The sequence below is a fragment of the Bradyrhizobium sp. LeoA1Lang genome (assembly GCF_055413685.1).
The window spans coordinates 19,903-37,875 of record NZ_JBVAPG010000031.1 but is presented as its reverse complement, the minus strand read 5'-3'; the positions used below and the strand labels follow the sequence as shown (position 1 = coordinate 37,875).

General features: G+C 62.4%; 16 protein-coding genes. 7 read left to right on the top strand and 9 right to left on the bottom strand.

Features of this window, described 5'->3' with window-relative positions:
- The first annotated feature begins 115 nt into the window (after positions 1-115).
- The 6 genes from ACZYOF_RS13530 (at position 116) to ACZYOF_RS13505 (ending at position 6,554) form a co-directional block, all read left to right on the top strand.
- Complete coding sequence (locus tag ACZYOF_RS13530; RefSeq protein ID WP_463716062.1) at positions 116-1,045, top strand: 3-hydroxyacyl-CoA dehydrogenase; 930 nt, start codon at positions 116-118, stop codon at positions 1,043-1,045.
- On the top strand, positions 933-2,012 hold the full coding sequence (locus ACZYOF_RS13525; protein WP_463716061.1) for a 3-hydroxyacyl-CoA dehydrogenase NAD-binding domain-containing protein: 1,080 nt from the start codon (positions 933-935) through the stop codon (positions 2,010-2,012). The genes ACZYOF_RS13530 and ACZYOF_RS13525 overlap by 113 nt, the downstream gene beginning before the upstream one ends.
- Positions 2,013-2,262: 250 nt before the next feature.
- Positions 2,263-3,480 (top strand): acyl-CoA dehydrogenase family protein, encoded by a 1,218-nt coding sequence (locus ACZYOF_RS13520; RefSeq protein ID WP_282527484.1) that lies wholly within the window; start codon positions 2,263-2,265, stop codon positions 3,478-3,480.
- Between the two features lie 65 nt (positions 3,481-3,545).
- Positions 3,546-4,340, top strand: coding sequence for an enoyl-CoA hydratase-related protein (locus ACZYOF_RS13515; RefSeq protein ID WP_463716060.1), 795 nt, complete (start codon positions 3,546-3,548; stop codon positions 4,338-4,340).
- A 25-nt stretch (positions 4,341-4,365) separates the two neighbouring features.
- Complete coding sequence (locus tag ACZYOF_RS13510; RefSeq protein WP_463716059.1) at positions 4,366-5,307, top strand: alpha/beta fold hydrolase; 942 nt, start codon at positions 4,366-4,368, stop codon at positions 5,305-5,307.
- Between the two features lie 11 nt (positions 5,308-5,318).
- On the top strand, positions 5,319-6,554 hold the full coding sequence (locus ACZYOF_RS13505) for a CaiB/BaiF CoA transferase family protein (RefSeq protein ID WP_463716058.1): 1,236 nt from the start codon (positions 5,319-5,321) through the stop codon (positions 6,552-6,554).
- A 115-nt stretch (positions 6,555-6,669) separates the two neighbouring features.
- Here the strand turns inward: ACZYOF_RS13505 and ACZYOF_RS13500 are convergent, their stop codons facing one another.
- Genes ACZYOF_RS13500 through ACZYOF_RS13480 form a run of 5 tightly spaced genes read right to left on the bottom strand, consistent with a single transcriptional unit; the run spans position 6,670 to position 11,847 of the window.
- On the bottom strand, positions 6,670-7,119 hold the full coding sequence (locus ACZYOF_RS13500; protein ID WP_130577832.1) for a hypothetical protein: 450 nt from the start codon (positions 7,117-7,119) through the stop codon (positions 6,670-6,672).
- A 10-nt stretch (positions 7,120-7,129) separates the two neighbouring features.
- Entirely contained in the window at positions 7,130-8,311 is a 1,182-nt protein-coding gene (locus ACZYOF_RS13495) for an ABC transporter permease (RefSeq protein ID WP_463716057.1), read from the bottom strand.
- A complete protein-coding gene (locus ACZYOF_RS13490; protein WP_463716056.1) occupies positions 8,308-9,495 on the bottom strand; it encodes an ABC transporter permease in 1,188 nt (395 codons plus the stop codon). Before ACZYOF_RS13490 ends, ACZYOF_RS13495 begins: the two co-directional genes overlap by 4 nt.
- A 1-nt stretch (position 9,496) precedes the next feature.
- Positions 9,497-10,495: an HlyD family secretion protein gene (locus tag ACZYOF_RS13485; RefSeq protein ID WP_463716055.1), complete on the bottom strand. Its 999-nt coding sequence runs from the start codon at positions 10,493-10,495 to the stop codon at positions 9,497-9,499.
- Entirely contained in the window at positions 10,492-11,847 is a 1,356-nt protein-coding gene (locus ACZYOF_RS13480; RefSeq protein WP_463716054.1) for an NAD(P)/FAD-dependent oxidoreductase, read from the bottom strand. Before ACZYOF_RS13480 ends, ACZYOF_RS13485 begins: the two co-directional genes overlap by 4 nt.
- A 324-nt stretch (positions 11,848-12,171) precedes the next feature.
- Here ACZYOF_RS13480 and ACZYOF_RS13475 point away from each other — a divergent pair, with 324 nt between their 5' ends.
- Positions 12,172-13,515 carry an adenylate/guanylate cyclase domain-containing protein gene (locus tag ACZYOF_RS13475; protein WP_463716053.1) on the top strand — a complete coding sequence of 448 codons (1,344 nt, stop codon included), beginning with the start codon at positions 12,172-12,174 and terminating at the stop codon, positions 13,513-13,515.
- 29 nt (positions 13,516-13,544) lie between these two features.
- Here ACZYOF_RS13475 and ACZYOF_RS13470 read toward each other — a convergent pair whose 3' ends face one another.
- The 4 genes from ACZYOF_RS13470 to ACZYOF_RS13455 all read right to left on the bottom strand — a co-directional run bounded on the left by ACZYOF_RS13470 (position 13,545) and on the right by ACZYOF_RS13455 (position 17,962).
- Positions 13,545-14,762, bottom strand: coding sequence for an acyl-CoA dehydrogenase family protein (locus ACZYOF_RS13470; protein WP_463716052.1), 1,218 nt, complete (start codon positions 14,760-14,762; stop codon positions 13,545-13,547).
- Positions 14,763-14,869: 107 nt separating this feature from the next.
- A complete protein-coding gene (gene phaZ / locus ACZYOF_RS13465) occupies positions 14,870-15,790 on the bottom strand; it encodes a poly(3-hydroxyalkanoate) depolymerase (protein ID WP_463716051.1) in 921 nt (306 codons plus the stop codon).
- Positions 15,783-17,486 carry an alpha/beta fold hydrolase gene (locus ACZYOF_RS13460; RefSeq protein WP_463716050.1) on the bottom strand — a complete coding sequence of 568 codons (1,704 nt, stop codon included), beginning with the start codon at positions 17,484-17,486 and terminating at the stop codon, positions 15,783-15,785. The genes phaZ and ACZYOF_RS13460 overlap by 8 nt, the downstream gene beginning before the upstream one ends.
- On the bottom strand, positions 17,483-17,962 hold the full coding sequence (locus ACZYOF_RS13455; RefSeq protein ID WP_130577824.1) for a MaoC family dehydratase: 480 nt from the start codon (positions 17,960-17,962) through the stop codon (positions 17,483-17,485). Before ACZYOF_RS13455 ends, ACZYOF_RS13460 begins: the two co-directional genes overlap by 4 nt.
- Positions 17,963-17,973: the final 11 nt, after the last annotated feature.

Sequence of the window (17,973 nt, the reverse complement as noted above, 5' to 3'; positions counted from 1 at the left end):
CATTCCAGAGGTGGCAATCCCATCCAATAAGGCGAGCGGCACTTGAGCCATTGTAGCCGCCGACAACCGGTCGAACCCGATCGGTTGTCGGACGCATTAGCTGCAGAGGTGACACATGCCCGACGCCGTCTCGAAACCAGTGCCACACCCCGGCGCGCAGGCCGCCACCCCTCGGTTGTTTGTGCTCGAATTGAATGCCGGCTGCATTCATTCGATGAACGTAGATGGTTCGAACAAGAAGACCATTGTGACTGGCTGCCGGTTTCCGGACGGCATTGTCGTAGATGTCGAAGCGGGCCACATCTACTGGACCAACATGGGCGTTCCAAGCCTGAACGACGGCTCGATCGAGCGCGCTGATCTCGATGGCAGGAACCGCAAGACCATCGTCGCCGAAGGCGACACTCATACCCCCAAGCAGATCATTCTCGACAAGCAAGCCGGCAAACTATACTGGTGCGATCGCGAGGGCATGCGCGTCATGCGGGCCAATCTCGACGGCTCGCAATTGGAGACGCTGATCGAAGCGGGCCACGGCGACGCGGACCGGCGTGACCAGACCCGGTGGTGCGTCGGGCTCACCATCGACCCCAGGCACAACAATATCTACTGGACGCAGAAGGGCCCAGACAATGGCGGCCAGGGCCGCATCTTCTGCGCCAACGTGGAAATTCCGAAAGGCGAGACGGCCGAGAAGCGTTCCGACGTCAAGGTGTTCTTCGATGGCCTGCCGGAGCCGATCGACCTCGAGCTCGATCTGAAGAGCCGCCTCCTGTACTGGACCGATCGTGGCGACGCGCCGCGTGGCAACACCGTCAGTCGGGCCTCGATCGACCACAAGCCCGCCGAGCCCGAGATCGTGTTGAATCATCTGATGGAAGCGATCGGCATTGCGCTGGACGTCCCGCACGATCGGATCTTCGTGACCGATTTTGCCGGATCGCTCTACTCGTCTCGGCTCGACGGCTCGGCCGAGCGAAATTTCCTCTACGCCCAGGGCAATCTCACCGGCATCGCCTATGCCGAAATCCCCCAGGAGAATTGATATGCCGGAGCACAAGCCCATTCGCCGGGTGGCCATCATAGGAACGGGCGTCATTGGCGCGAGCTGGACCGCCCTCTTCCTTGCGAACGGCCTCGAGGTTGTGGCGACCGACGTTGCCCCGGACGCGGAAGCGGCTCTCAGGCGCTTTGTTGCAACGGCCTGGCCGGCGCTGCAGCGATTAGGCCTTGCGCCCGGCGCAACGGAGAGCAGGCTGACTTTCACCGCAGCACTCGCGAACGCGGTGAGGGACGCTGATCTCGTTCAGGAGAACGGCCCGGAAAAAATCGATTTCAAACGAACGCTGTATAAGCAGCTCGACGAGCTCCTGCCCGCCGATGCGATCATCGCCTCGAGCTCGTCGGGGCTGACCATGAGCGAGATCCAGTCGGCCTGCGAGTTGCATCCAGAGCGCTGCGTGATCGGGCATCCCTTCAATCCGCCTCATCTAGTCCCGCTCGTTGAGATCGTTGGCGGCGTCAGGACTTCAGAGGACACCATACGCCGCGCCGCGGAGTTCTATACGTCCATCGGCAAGCGGACGATCCGTCTCAACAAAGAAGTGCCCGGCCACGTCGCGAACCGACTGCAAGCCGCGCTGGCGCGGGAGGTCTATCACCTTGTTGCTGACGGGGTCGTCAGCGTCGCCGACGTCGACACCGCGTTGAGCTGGGGGCCAGGCCTGCGTTGGGGCATTATGGGCCAAGTGCTTCTCAATCATCTCGGCGGCGGCCAGGGTGGCATCGAGCATTTCTTCAAACAGTTCACCGGTCCGATGACGGCCTGGTGGAAGGTGCTGGGCTCGCCGGAGCTTACCCCTGAGGTTCAGCAAAAGCTGATCGACGGCGTTCACGCCGAAGTCGGTTCACGCTCTATCGACGAGCTGGCTGCGGAGCGCGACGAAATCCTGCTCGGGCTTATCGAAATGCGCAACAAGGCCAGCAAGGCAAATCAGGCAAAGGTCGCCTAATCGCCAAACGTTCGATCGGACCGCACGCGCCTCCAAAACCTCAGTCCTTGGAGGCGAATTCACGACGGCGCGGCGACGAATTCGCACTTCGCCGCTCCCGCTACAACGAAGCAAAAACGTCCCTGGAACGGCAAGCGGCTTCAAGAACGCGGACGGCGCTCCCGGCAAATTCGGCGGCGAGACCAATCAGCGCGCTCGACGCTTCGCTCAGGCTTTCGCGCTTCAAACCGTCCCGCCAAGGAGATTCAACATGGCCACAGCCACTGCAGCCCGCAAACCGGACGCGAAGGCACTGCCAGTGCCGGACGGCGATTTCTACCAACTTGTCGAGCTCCTGAACGCCGACGAGTTGGCGCTTGTCAAGAAGGTGCGGGCCTACATGGATACGAAGGTCAAGCCGATCATCAACAAATATTGGTCCGACGACGCCTTCCCGTTCGAACTGTTGCCGTCATTCAAGGAGCTCGGCATCGGCGGGCTTGGCTACGAAGGCTATGGATGCGCCGGCGGCAGCCAGAAGCAGTTCGGCTTCGTGGCAATGGAGTTGGCACGGGTCGATCCGTCGATCTGTACCTTCTTCGGTGTCCACAGTGGCCTTGCGATGGGCTCGATCTATCTCGACGGTTCCGAAGAGCAGAAGCAGAAATGGCTGCCGCAGATGGCTCGTTTCGAGAAGATCGGCTGCTTCGGCCTGACCGAGCCCTTGATCGGCTCCGGTGCGAGCGGCGGCCTGACCACGACCGCGAAGCGCGACGGCGATTCCTGGGTCCTGAACGGCCAGAAGCGCTGGATCGGCAACGCGCCATGGTGCGATCTCTCCATCATCTGGGCCCGCGACCTCGGCGATAACCAGGTGAAGGGCTTTATCGTGGAGAACAAGAGCTCGCCCGGCTTCAGCGTCGAGAAGATCGAACACAAGGTCGCGCTCAAGGTTGTCCAGAACGGCCAGATCACGCTGACGGACGTGCGCGTGCCAGAAGCTAGCCGGCTGCAGGGCGGCAACTCCTTCCGCGACACCGCCCGCGTATTGCGCATGACCCGCTACATGGTCGGGTGGGCATCGACCGGTGCGCAGATGGGCGCATTTGAGAACACCCTCGCCTACACCCAGAGCCGTCTCCAGTTCGGCAAGCCCATCGCCTCGTTCCAGCTGGTGCAGGATCTGCTGGCCAAGATGCTCGGCAACCTTACCGCTTGCCAATGCATGATGCTCCGGCTGGCCCAGCTCGACGACGAAGGCAAGCTCGGCGACCACCATGCGGCGCTGGCCAAAGCCTTCTGCACGGCGAAAGCTCGCGAAACCGTCGCGTGGGGGCGCGAACTTTTGGGCGGCAACGGCATCGTCGCGGACTACAACGTGGCGCGCTTCTTTGCCGACGTCGAGGCGCTCTACTCCTACGAAGGAACCTACCAGATGCAGAATCTGATCGTCGGCAAGGCGATCACCGGCATCAGCGCCTTCATCTAACCGCGCCGCAGAACGGGCGAGAGGTCACGCCCTCCGCCCATCCCGTTCCGGACGAGGAGACAGTAATGGCAGATACGTTGGCGCTGGCGAACGTGCTCTACGACAAGAAGAACGGCATCGCCTACGTGACCCTCAATCGCCCAAAAGTGCTCAATGCCCTGAACATGCCGACCTGGATCGACCTGCAGAGAGCGTTTGAGGACGCAAAGGCTGACGCATCCGTGCACGGCGTGATCCTCACAGGCGCCGGCGACAAGGCCTTCATCGCCGGGGCCGATATCAGCGAACTCGCCCATGTCGACGCCTATGAGGCGGAGGAATCCAGCCGCTTCGGTCAGGATGTGCTGAACCTGATCGAAAATCTCGGCAAGCCCGTGATCGCGGCGATCAATGGCTTCGCGCTTGGCGGTGGTTGCGAAACAGCGATGGCCTGCACCATCCGGATCGCGGCCGAGCATGCCAAGTTCGGACAACCCGAAGTCAAGCTCGGCCTGTTACCCGGCGGCGGCGGCACGCAACGTTTGCCCCGGCTGGTCGGCAAGGGCCGGGCTCTGCAGCTCATCCTGACCGGGGAAACGATTTCGGCGCAGGAAGCATACCGCATCGGGTTGGTGAACGAGGTTGTGCCGGCGACTGAGGTGATCGCGCGCGCCGAAGCGATCTTGAAGCAGATCGCCGCCAACGCGCCGATCGCCGTGAAATTCTCACTGGAAGCAGCTCACAAGGGCCTCGAGACAAGCCAGAGGGAGGGATTTGCGCTGGAGGCCTCCTATTTCGGCATCTGCGCCGCGACCGAGGACAAGAAGGAAGGCACTGCCGCTTTCCTCGAGAAGCGCGTGCCGCAGTTTCATGGTCGTTGAAGCGCGAGTGGCTGAAAGGCGTGTCATGGCAGTCTCCAAAACATCCGCGAGTCCAAGCGCCGAATTTCAGCTCACCAGTGCCGACGGATTATGCGTAGCCTGCGCGCGCTGGGACAGCCGCGGGCCGACCCGGGGTGTGATCCAGATCGCGCACGGCATGGGCGAACATCTGAGGCGCTACGTCGACACCATCGATGTTCTGGTTTCGATGGGCCTTACAGTCTACGGCAACGATCACCGCGGTCATGGACTCACCGCCCGCTCGGCCGCACAGTTAGGAGATTTTGGCGAAGGCGGCTTCGAGCTGCTGGTGGCGGATATGGTGCGCCTCAGCGAGGTTGCCAGGAACGAGCATCCCGACCTGCCCCTGCTCCTGTTTGGCCACAGCATGGGCTCCTTCGCGGCGCAGCGCTATACGATCGATCACAGCCATAAAATCGATGGTCTCATCCTTTCGGGGTCAGGGGCGCTCGACGGGCTGGCGCGACTGGCGAGTTCGGCGCCACCCGGAGCGAACCTGCTCAACGCCGCATTTGAGCCGGCGCGCACGCCGTTCGACTGGCTGAGCCGCGATGAGCTCGTTGTCGACGCGTTCATCGATGACCCCCTGTGTTTTGCGGCCCTACAGCCAGATTCGCTTGCGTCCTTTCTTGGTTCGGCTCCCACGCTCTGCGATCCCGTCGCCTTGTCAAAGATACGCTGCGACCTACCGGTGTACCTGTTTTCCGGCAGCGAAGATCCCGTCGGCCAACACCTCGATGGCGTCAGACTCCTGGTGGAGCGCTACCGCGCCGCCGGCCTGCACGACATCGCCTTCGATGCCTATCCGGGCGGACGCCACGAGATGCTCAACGAAACCAATCGCCGCGAAGTCCAGACGCGGCTAACCGGATGGATTTCCCGCGTGCTGGACCGCCCGGCCGCCGATGACACCCGTCATTCGATCGCGCACGAACTGCAACGCTGAGGAGACAGCAAATGTCCACTGACAACATTTTCTCGGGACTGAAGGTTGTGGATCTGGCGAGTTTCATCGCCGGCCCGGGAGCCGCCGTCATCCTCTCCGACTTCGGCGCTGACGTCATCAAGGTCGAGCCGCCAGGCGGCGATACCTGGCGCATCGGCTACAAGATCCCGCCGCAGCCGCGTGCCAAGGACAACTATCCCTGGCATCTGAACAATCGCAACAAGCGGAGCGTGACGCTGGACCTGAAATCACCGCACGCGGCTGAGATTCTCGAGCGGCTGGTCAAATGGGCTGACGTGCTGATCGTCAACACCCCTCACCCCGCGCGCAAACGGTTGAAGCTCAACTATGAGGATGTCACGGCGTGGAATCCCCGCCTGATCTATGCCGACATTACCGGCTATGGTGACAAAGGGCCGGACGCCGACCTGCCCGGATTTGACATCACCGCCTATTGGGCGCGAAGCGGCCTGCTCTCCCTCACCCGCGATGCCGGCGCGCCGCCGACCTTGCCGGTCTCCGGCAGCGGCGATCACACCACCGCCGTGAGCCTCTACTCGGCTATCGTGACTGCGCTGTACCGACGTGAGCGGACGGGGCAAGGCTCCTACGTGACGACGTCGCTGCTCGCCTCGGGTGTCTGGGCCTGCGGTGTCTCGGTCCAGGCGGCACTGTGTGATGCCCAGTTCTATCCGTTGCACGATCGCAAGAGCCCACCGAACGCGATCTTCAATGTCTATCAGGCCTCCGACGAGGCCTGGTTCCTGATCGTGCTGACGCCTGACAAATGGCCTGCCTTCGCGACCGCTGTCGGCCGCCCCGATCTTTTGTCCGACGCCCGCTTCTCGGATGCCGCAAAGCTGGTGGCAAATGCGGCACAGCTTTCGGCAATCCTCGACGAGGTGTTCCGTTCGCAACCGATGTCGCATTGGCACGACGTTTTCGATCACAGCCACATCACTTTCGGTGTGGTGCGGGCGCCTTACGAGGTCGTCAAGGATCCGCAGCTGCACGAGAACGACATCGTCGTTCCGCTCGAGGGCGCTGGCGGCAATCTGACGTTCACCGTCAGCAGTCCGCTGCAGATCCACGGCGTGACGAAGGTCGCGGCCAGGCGCGCGCCGGAGCTCGGCGAGCACAATGCCGATATTCTCAAGGAGTTGGGCTATGACGACAGCCGGATCGAGGGACTGCTCGTCAGCGGCGCCGTGCCACGCCCTCAGGAGCATAAGCCCTCGGCTGCCTAGCGACGGCTATTGATGCTTGACTTCAAGACACTGCGACCGGGCCTTTGCTTTGCCCGCTCGCTGGTCGCGGCCGAATGAAGCCATTCGCGGCTTGAAATCAACCAGCTCAGAAACGTCAGAAACGCCGGGCATCCAGCTCCTCGAACTCCATGCGGCAGGCCACGCTGAACTCGTGCAACAGGTCGATCGCGCCATGCTTCGCCATCTCGCGAAGCTCGACGAAAGTCCGGTCAGGCTCGAGGTAAGTGTCGAGGATCTTCCTCGCGATGTGCTCGCCGCAGTGGACGACGCGTTCACTCGATAGCACCCGCATCCTTCCAAGCTTGCCGTAGAGACCGACCAGGCCCGGTATGTCGGCCTCATCGTGCTGGAGCGCATCGATATAGCATTTCGAGGCTTGCTCGATGAACTCCCGGTAAAGGTCCTGACGGCGGCTCTGCTCATGCGACAGCCATTGCGCGCGAAGCTGGAGCCGCTGGGTCAGCAAGTTCGCGATCAGACTGGTCATCCCGCCGACGGCGGTCCCGGTCAGGGCAGCGAGCGCGGAAATGATCGAGGCGTCCATTGCGATGTCCTCAGCCGGGGACGGGAAGCGGCGCACGGCGCCGCCTGATAAACTCGATGATCACGGCGATGCAGGCATAGACGGCTACGAGCAGCCAAAGACCCAGGAATTCGCGGTGGACGTCGGACAGGCTGGCGCCGAGCTGGGCGACGTCGACCAGGCCATCGATCGCAAGCGTGCTTGGCAATAGCTGCGACAATAGCCTGACCGGCGCGGGCATCACTTCGGCGGGCCAGGCAAAGCCCGCAAGGAAGAAGAACGGCAGCCCAATCGCTGCGAAGACGAGCTGAACCGCCAGCGGATTGCGGAAGGTCGCAGCGACCACCAAGCCGAGACCTCCGACCGCGAGCGTGAACGGCACCGCGAAGGCCAAAATGGTCGCGACCGAACCGAGGCGTGGAATCCCGTAAAGATATGGCAGGCCAATCAGGTAGGTCGCAACGATCAGCGCGTGGATCGCAAGATAGGCGAGCAGCTTGCCTGCTACGGTCGCGATCGTTTCAAAGGCGAGGTCGCTGACGCGTCTTCGCGCAGCTCCAGCCAAGATCACCTGCGCTCCCGGCAAGGTGCCGAGCAAGCCAACGCCGATCAGCAACGTCTGCTGCAGGATCAGCACGAAGGCGGCAGGCAGGATATAGGTGGCGTAACCGCCCTGCGGGTTGAACAGCGGAACCGGAATGAAAGGCATTGGATCGGTCACCGCGGCCGCAACCGGCGGATCGACGCCGAGCCCGACCAAGCGCACGATCTCGAAATTGGTTCCGAGCGTACGCGACACCGCCATCACCGCGCCGTTCATGCGCTGATACATCAGGAAATAGCTGGCGTCCGCGTAGAGTGCGATCGGTGACGATCGGCCATGCAGCAGGTCCCGCTCGAAATGCTGTGGAATGAGGAGGATCCCGAAAATCGAGCGGTCATAGACCTCGCGCTCGGCCGTCGGAACGTCCGGGAGAACCCTGGCCACTGCGACATCGGGCGTCGCGTCGACCAGCCTCGCCAGCTCGCGGCTGGTCTGGGTGCGGTCCTGATCGACGACCGCGATCGGAACCTTGCGCAGGGCCTCGTTCAGATAGGGCTGCGGGTAGAACAGCGCGTAGACGGCGGCCGCGAGCACTACGACCGAAAATACCGGCCGCAGCGAGAATATCCGGCCGATTTCATTGCGAAACACGGTGAGGAACATCTTCATGCCGCGCGCTCCGGAATAGATCGGCGCATGATCCTTACCCTTATGGCGGTGAGGCTGATAAGCACGGCAACCAAGCCGGTCAGTACCAGCGCCGGCTTCCACGAGAGATCGAGCGGCGTTCCTCGGATGGTCTGGTCGATCCGGGCCATCAAGTACCAGGTGCCCGGCAACAGCTCGCCATAGCCATAAGCGAAAGCGTTCATGCCAAGCCGCGGAAAGCCGATGCCCATGAATCCGAAGGCCGGCGCCGTTAACAGCGTGGCGATGCTCACCGCCGCGGCCACCGGCCGAAGCAAGAGCGCGAGCAGCGCTCCGATGAACTGGCACGCCAGGACGAAGACAATCCCGGCAATCACGAGCACTGCTGGATCGCCTCTCAGCGGCAGCTCCAGGTATTTGAACAGCACGAAATCGGCGATCCCGAGCATCGACAGGAATAGGATCGTATACGGAAGCATCTTTCCAAACATCGCCGGCAAGAGTCCTCCGCCCAAGCGTCGCAATATCGCAAAGCGATGACGTGTCTCGACATCAATGCCGACGGCATAGGCCATCGTAGTCACGACGACGGTCTGCAGCACCGCCGGCAACAGCGCAGCGAGCAGGAAATGCACATAGTTCAGGGTCGAATTGAACAGCGCATGGGTCTGCAGCGGGATCGGCGTGATCGCGGCCTGCGCCTCCTCCACCGGCTGCCCTTCCGCGGTCCTGAGCGAGATCCGGATCCCCGCGGCGACAGTCGGTATGGCGCTATTGACGCCCCGCAAGACCAGATTGCCGACCGTAAATGTCTGGGTGTTGTAGAAGAGAACGACTTCCGGACGATGGCCGGCGAAAACGTCGCGCTCCAGATTGCGCGGCAGCATCAGGAGGCCGCGGATCTTGCGCGCGACGATCAGGTGTCGCCCCTCCGACAGTTCGGCGACACGAAGCACGGCGGCGGTGTCGGGCGTGGCATCGACCGCGCGGATGACGGAACGGGAGAGTTCGGACCCGTCGAGATCAAGAACCGCGATCGGCAGCCGCGTGGCAATCCCCGCGCTCAGGATAGCCGTCAACAGCAGCATCAGGCCGAGCGGCACGACGACGGTGAGCATGAGGAGCAGCGGACGCCGCCGCAACCAGGCGAGCTCCCGCCAAAATACCAGCGAAAATCCCGGCTGCTGGTGGTCGCGACGCTGCATCTCAGCGCACCCGCGCTTGCCACGCCGCAATCGCGCTCATGCCTGGCCGTAGCCCGTCAACCGGCTGCAACGGCTTGGCCCGCACCTCGAAGGTCCGGAGGTCGAAGTCGCCGGTCGCGCGCGTTGCCCGCCAAGTCGCGTATTGGCCCTGCACATTGATCATCGTGACGCGCACCGGAATGACCTGCGATTTCAGCGCGGGTACCGTGACCTCGAACTTGTCGTCGATTTTCAGTCCAGCGAGCAAGTCCTCACGAAGGTTGAAGGTGAACCAGAGATCTCCCATGTCGATCAGCGAGAACAGCGGCGCGCCGGCGCTGAAGTTTTCGCCGAGCTCGGCGACGCGGCTGGTGACCTGGCCGGACGCTGGCGCTCGCAACGTCAATTCCGAGACGTCGACCTCGCGCTGGTTCAGGCTCGCCTCGGCCTGCTTCACCTGTGCTGCCGCCAGCGCCTTCTCCTCGTCGCTGGCTCCCTTGGTGGCAAGGTCAAGCGCAGCCTTGGCCGCCTCGCGCCGGCGTGTTGCGGTTTCCAGGTTCCGCGTTGCCTCGTCCACGCGCTGCTGCGGCGTCGAACCGCTGCTGATCAGGCTCGTCTGCCGGTCGAAGACTTCCTTGCTGAGCACGACATCGGCATCGGCCGCGGCGAGATCCGCCTTGCGGGCGGCGATCGTCTCCGGCCGCGTGCTGTAGACCCGATCGAAATCCGCCGCGGCAACCGCAAGGGCCGCGCGTGCGGCAATGAGGGAGGCTTTCAGCTGAGGACTGTCCAGCTCCGCGAGCAAGGCGCCCCGCTGGACCGTGTCGCCGACATCGACGCGGAGGTCAGCGACCCGTCCATTGACGCGGGGGCTGACGTCCACGCGGTTGGCCGAAACCTCGCCTTGCACGGTCAATGGCGGTGGCCGCGTCGCAAACCAGAGAAACGTGCCCAGACCGAGCAGCACACCGGCGAGAACAATCCAACGGACGGCTCTTAGTGCGGTAGATGAAGCGTTCATGATCCGGTTTTCTGCTTGATGAGGTCGACGGCACGAGGCGCTTCCGCAATCAATCGCGAACTGCGTTGACCGGTCAGATATGACCAGAACCATTGCGTCTGCACCCTGAACCGATTCTGAAGCTGCGGCAGTGCGAGCACATGGAGGACAGCCCACACGATCCACGTCGCAAAGCCACTGGTCCGCAGGCGACCAGCCTCCAGAATCGCAAAATTCTTGCCGACCACCGCCATGTTGCCTTTGCTGCGGTAGAGGAACGGACGGCCATCCTTCCGTCCTTTGACGCGATTAGCGATCAATCGCCCGACAAACCGGCCCTGCTGGATTGCGGCCTGCGCGACGCCGGGCACGGCGTGGCCGTCCTGGGTGAGCGAGCTCGCATCCCCGGCGACGAACACGTCACCCGCCTCCTGGATCTCCATGAAGGGCCCGACCAGAGCCCGCCCGGCCCGGTCGGTCTTGGTGCCGAGCATTTTCACGACCGGCGAGGCTGCTACTCCCGCCGTCCACAGCACGGTCGCGCTGGCAATGCGTTCCCCGCTGGCGATGACGCCCTGCTCGTCGACCGTCTCGACCTTCAGCCCGGTCCTGACCTCGACCCCTAGCCTGGTGAGACGCCGCACGACCTTCTTTGACAGCGGCTCGGCAAAGCTCGGCAGGATACGGCTGCCGCCGTCGAGCAGGATGATCCGGCTGTTCGCCGGATCGATGCTGCGAAAATTGTTGCGTAGCGTGATCGAGACCATCTGCGCGATTGACGCAGCAAGCTCGACGCCGGTCGGGCCGGCTCCAACCAGCACGAACGTCATCTGGCGGGCGCATTCCGTTTCATTTTCGGTAGCCTCGGCCAATTCAAAGGCGCTGAGAATCTTGGTGCGGATGGTTTCGGCGTCATTGAGGCTCTTGAGACCGGGTGCATGCAGCGCGAACTCGTCATGACCGAAATAACTCGGACGCATTCCTGTAGCGACGATGAGATAATCGAAACCGAGCTTGCGGGTGCCAAGTCGTGGATAGATCACTTCGACCACGCGAGCGCTCAGGCTGACGCCGGTAACCTCGGCGAGCACCACGTTGAGATTTTTCTGCTTGGCCTCGAGCTGACGGATCGGCGTCGCGATCTCGGAAGGCGCCAGGACCGCGGTCGCGACCTGGTAGAGGAGCGGCTGAAAGATGTGATGATTCCGCCGATCGATCAGGATGACTTCGACGTCGGCCTTCCTCAACGCGCGCGCCGCCGCAATCCCGGCAAATCCGCCGCCGATGATCACGACACGCTTCCGCGTCAGTGAGGATGATGCGGACGCCGATCCCCTCTCGCGCGGAAGTTTCTCGGTCACAACGGTGGTCATCGGCGTATCTGACGATCTCTTGCTGAAGCCCGCCTACGGACCCAAGGGGCATAGAGCGACCTGCCAGGCCGTTCTTGAACGGGGTTGCGAAGCCTAGAACATCCTTGCCGCATTCGAATTGGTCACTTTTCTCGGGATTACGAAGGTCAAAACCGTCGCGCCTGGTTCGTGGAAACACAGCAAGAGCGTTCCGCCGCCGTCAAACCGATGCAAGCACCGGGCGTGCGCTTTCTCCAAACGGTGACAATGAGCTTCTCGGCGAATCCTTTGCTGGCGGCCTTCGGCCAGCGGCGCGGTTTTTGATTGTTCGCGGAGAGCAAGGGATTGAGCAAGCAGGGAGCTGATGCCGTGCATTGCGTGACCAACTCTCACGGAACGACGATCCAGGCGGCCGATGGACAGACATTGCTCGAGGCGTCAATCCAGAACCGGATTCCGCACCACCACCAGTGCGGCGGCCAAGCACGCTGTACGACCTGCCGGGTCAGGATCCTCGATGGCCTCACGCATGTCTCAGCCCGCACGCCGCTCGAGGAGCGCGTCGCATCGGAGCGCGGGTGGGATGAGTTTACGCGCCTCGCCTGTCAGACCAGGGTACACGGCGACCTCGTCGCGCGCCGGCTCCTGCAGAGCCCGCAGGACATCGTGGTCCTTGACCTCGATGAACTGGGCGCGCCTTCCGGCGTCGAGGAGCGGGAACTGGAAGTAGCCGTCCTCTTTTGCGACATCCGCAACTTCACCAGTCAGACGGAAAAGAGCTTACCCTACGACGTCGTCTATTTCCTGAACGGCCACTTCGCGGCCGCGGCGGAAGTCGTGCTGAACAACAATGGATTCATCGACAAATACATTGGCGATGGTCTGCTTGCGATTTTTGGCATCCGCGGTGAGCGGCCGGCGGTCGCGTGCCGGAATGCCGTTCGTGCGGCGATCGCGATGCAAGACGCCGCACAGCGGCTCTCCCCGATGTTCGAACGCGATCTCAACATCTCGCTTCGTCTCGGCATCGGCGTGCATTTCGGACCGGTCATCCTGGGCCGAATCGGTCATCCAGGAAAGCGGCCGATCACCGTCATCGGCAACACCGTGAACGTTGCCAGCCGAATCGAGCGCATGACCAAGCAACTCAATTCTTCGATACTCCTGAGCGGCAGCATTGTCGCCGAGCTGCCCGGCGCCCTTCGAGTTGGCGCGAGCCACAAGCTACAGCTCAAAGGCATGTCGGAAGACACCGTGCTTTACCATTGCGACGGATTCACGAACCCCGATCCCGCTCTCCTGGTCCAGTCATCGTTCCACCGGATCGCTCCGCGCTTGGTCGCGTTCGGCGAACGCTTCTACCGCATTCTGTTCGAGGCCAATCCGGAACTTCGCCCTTTGTTCAAGAGCGACCTCGCACTCCAGAGACGGATGCTGGTGTCGATGCTGAGTTCTCTCGTCAAAGGACTGAACCGGATAACCGAGATCGAGGGCGGCGTGCGCGCCCTGGGAACGCGTCACTGCCACTATGGGGCAATTTCGACCGATTACGACAAGGTTGCCAATGCACTGCTCTTGACGCTCGCAGAATTCCTTGGCGACGAGTTCACGCCGGAGATTCGCGCCGCCTGGATCGCTGTTTACGGCACGATTTCGGAACTGATGATGGCTGGCGCGGAGGTCCAATAGTGGGCACGCGCTATGCAAACCCTATCTCGTCATACGAAAGCGCTCAATCCGGTGATGGACTTGCCGACGATCAAGGTGTTCATCTCCCTGGTCCCCTCATAGGAGTAGATTGCCTCCGCATCGGCCACGAAGCGCCCGATGTGGTTCTCCAGGAGGATGCCGTTGCCGCCGAGCAGCTCGCGGGCATAGCCGACCGTCTCGCGGCACTTCACAGTGCAGAACGCTTTTGCGAGCGAGGCGTGCTCGTCCTGCATCACGCCCTCATCCTGCAACTGCCCGAGTCGCAGCATCATCGCCTGGGTCGATGTGACATTGCCGAGCATGCGCACCAGGAGATCCTGAACGAGCTGGAAGCCGCCGATCGGCCTGCCGAACTGCATTCGCTCGGTGGCGTAACGCAGCGCATGCTCGTAGGCGCCCATCTGGCAGCCCACGGCGAACCACGCCACCCCGGTGCGGGTCATTCTCAAGACCTTTGCCGTGTCCTTGAACGTGTTGGCGTTCTGCAGGCGATCCGCCTCGGGAACGCGGCAGTCCTTCAGGGTGATCAGCCCGTTCTGAACGACCCGCAAAGCCATCTTGGTCCTTATCTTCTCGACCGAGAAGCCCGGATTGTCCTTTCCGACGACGAAGCCCTTGACCTGGTTTGAGCCCTCCTCACGCGCCCAGATCACGTTGATGTCGGCGAAGGTGGCGTTGCCGATCCATTTCTTCTGGCCGTTGAGGATCCAGCTGTCGCCCTCACGGCGGCAGGACGTCATCATTCCGCCCGATGTTGCTGAGCCTACCAATGGCTCGGTCAAACCGAAGGAGCCGATTGAATCGAAGCGCATCATGGCCGGCAGCCAACGCTGCTTCTGCTCCTCGTCGCCGCACAGATAGATCGATCCCGCCGACAGCCCGGTGTGCACCCCCCAGAACGTCGCGACCGACGCATCCACGCGCGCCAGCTCCATCGCGACAAAGCCGTTCAACAGCCAGCTGCCTCCGGCCGCCCCATACCCCTGGTAGCCGATGCCACCTATGCCGATTTCGGCCATCTTGGGAATGATCGCGAACGGAAATTCATCACGACCCCAATAGTCCTCGATCACAAGCGCGACCACGCCTTCCGTGAAGGCGCGAACGCGCCCAAGCAACGCACGCTCCTCATTGTTCAGCACGCTTGCGATCCTGTAGAAGTCGCCGTCAATCGGCGGCGGTACGTAACCCGGTTTCTCCGTCAGCTTTGCCTGCGCGTTCGCCATGGGGTCCTCCCTGGAATGAATGGTGAGGTCGCATCCGTCATGATTTCCTCCCTTCTCGCTGTGCCTAGGTTATGCGCGTTCGCCATCCGGTTTCGGCAAGAGATGTCTCATTCGGCCGCCCCTTTGCGAAAGCGGACACGCTCCGGCTCGCCCCGTTCGCGCTCGTCGGCCAGAAATTCCTCGATAAGGGCCGCGGTTTCCCCCGGCTTCGTCACCATAAGCAAATGTCCGTCGTCGATCATGCGGAGTTCGGCGTTCGGGATCAGCCGCGCCATTATTTGGCCGTTGATCGGCGGGACCAGCGGATCGTCGCTGCCCATCAGAACGAGCGTTCTCTGCGGCAACGACCAGAGCCATGGCAGGCTCGTCCATCCGACCATGGCGAGAAGCTGATAAAGGTAGCCCAAGTTGCGTGCGCCGTGCATCGCTTCCGCATGGGGGCGGATCAAGGACGGGTCCTTGCGAAACGCGCCGCCGTAGATGTCCGGCGCGATCCTGCTCAAGTATTCCTTGTCGACATAGCGGCGCGGCGTCGCCATCATCCACAGCACCGAAGGGCGCGCCGGCACCATGATGGCCCCTGGCGCGGTCGCGGCGAGCACCAGTCGCCGGCACAGCTTTGGATATTGATGCGCGAATTGCTGCGCGATGCCGCCTCCCCAGGACACGCCGGCCACGTCGATCTCATCGTAACCGAGCTCCGCGACGAGGTCGGCGGCGAGCCGCGCGAGCGTCGACGGGCGATACGGCAGCAGAGGTCGCGGCGATCCGCCAACGCCGGGCACGTCAAAGATGATCGCTGTCGTTCTGGTGAGCGCCTCAAGGAACGGCCTCGCCAGCTCCCAGTTTGCCCCTATTCCGTTGAACAGCAGAAGCGGTCGGCTGTCGCCGCTCCCACGCTTGATCGCAACCCGCAATGACTGCGCGCCAATCGTAATTTGTCGGACCTCAATCTCGTTCGGATTCATAACGGTCGAGCCCGGCTTCCGGCTGCTCGATTGGTCGGCGCTGGTGCGGTCGTCAGTCAAAGACGTAGGTCCCCGGCGCGGGTCCAAGGACGGGATGGCGTTCACTGCCAAGCGACGCGGGCGCGCTCACCTCCTCGCCCGAGCGCGGATGGAGCCAGTCCCGCCAATCGAGCCACCAGCTTCCCTTCCGCTTCTCGGCCCTCGCAAGGAAAGCGTCAGGGCCGGCCGGATTGACCGGCCCGATCATGAATGAAGCCTTCGGATTGGTCGGCGGATTGAGCAGGCTCTGCAGATGACCGCTGTTCGACAGCACGAAGGTTGTCGCGTCGCCCATGATCTGCGCGGTCCTGTGGACCCCCTTCCACGGCGTGATGTGGTCAGTCACTCCAGCGATAACGTAGCTGTCGGCCTTCACCTTGCTCATGTCGATGGTCTTGCCGCTCAGCGTGAGCTTGCCGGCGCTGACGAACGGATTGGTGAAATAGAGATCGAGGTAATCACGGTGCAGGCGGGCTGGAAGACGGGTTGTATCAGCATTCCAGTACAGGATATCGAAGGCCGGCGGCTGGTTGCCCAGCAGGTAATTGTTCACCCAGTAATTCCAGATCAGGTCGTTGGGCCGCATCCAGGCGAACATCCGCGCGAGATCGTGGCCGTCGACGATTCCGCGAAGGCGGGAGCTCTCCTTGGCGGCCCGCATCGTCTCCGGCGTCATCAGGCAACCGAACGCACTCTCCTCGGCGGTGTTCGGATCGAGCAGGCAGACTGCCAGGACCATGTTCCTGATTTTCAGCTCCGCCGCGCTGCCCAGCGTCGCAAGATACGCCGTCGCGGTGATCCCGCCGGAGCAGGATCCCATCATCGAGATATCGTCGCAGCCGGTGACCTCGCGCGCTGCGTCAACAGCTCCGTCAAGCGCGGCCACATAGGTGTCCAGACCCCAGTCGCGGTTGGCCGCGGTCGGATTGCGCCAGCTTACGCAGAAGGTTTGAATTCCGCTCTCGAGCAGGAAGCGAACCATGCTCTTGTCGGGCGAAAGATCGAGCGCGTAATATTTGTTGATCTGTGGAGGGGTGACGACCAGCGGTCGCTTCCAGACCTTCTCTGTTGTCGGCGCGTACTGGATGAGCTCCAGCAATTCGTTGCGGAATATGACCGCGCCCGGCGTCGTCGCGAGGTTTTTGCCAACCTCGAAGGCGGTTTGATCCACCATCGACGGCATGCCGCCATTCCTGGCGAGGTCATCGAGATAGTTCTTCAGCCCGTGCAATAGGCTTTGGCCGCCCGTATCGACGAATTTTCGAACTGCCGCCGGATTGGTCAGGATTGCGTTGGTCGGAGCGACGGCGTCAACCAGGATCTCCGTGATCAAATGTGCCCGCGCCTTGTCGATCTGGCTGAGGCTCGTCTTGTCGACGAAGCCGTTGACCGCGTCGCCCCAGGCAAGATAGGCCCTCAGTAGTCCGCTATGCAGCGCACTCTCCTTCCAGGTGGGATCAGAGAACCGCCTGTCGCCCGCCTTCGGCGTCCGCTCGGATTTGCCGGCGACGATCGAGCCCAGCTCACCCAGGAAGGAAAGCCACTGTTCGGTGGCGACTTTCGGCTCGTTGACAACCGCCTTGAACAGGATACCCGCGCTTTCGACCAGATCCTGCCCCTGAATGCCAACAAGGGGATTGAGCGCCAGCGTATTTCTGGACGCTTCCTCGGATATCCCCGGCGTCGGCGATATCTGCTCGCGCTTCTCCGCACTCATTGTTGTCCTGCTCCCTTCGCGGGAATCAGTAGCGCCAGCGTCTCGGCAATCAGGGCCGGCTTCTCCGATCCCTCCACTTCCAGCGTGTTTTGAGTCTTCATGATCACCTGCCCACCCTCTCTCGGCTCGATCCCGGCGAGAACGACGCGCAGCCTGACGCGCGCGCCGGCGGGCACCGGCGCGAGAAAGCGGACCTTGTCGATGCCGTAGTTCAGGCCGGCGGCAGCATCCTTCGGGATGACACCGACCTCCATCGCCAGCGGAGCGACCATCGAGAGCGTCAGATAGCCGTGCGCGATCGGACCGCGGAAGGGACTTTCCTGCCTCGCCCTCTCGACGTCGACATGGATCCACTGATTATCGCCGGTACAGGATGCAAAGGTATCGATCCGTGCCTGATCAATCGTGACCCAATCGGAAAGACCAAGCTCCTGTCCAACGCGTTCGCCGAGAGCGGCAAGTGTGAGGTTGCTCATCTGTCAACTCC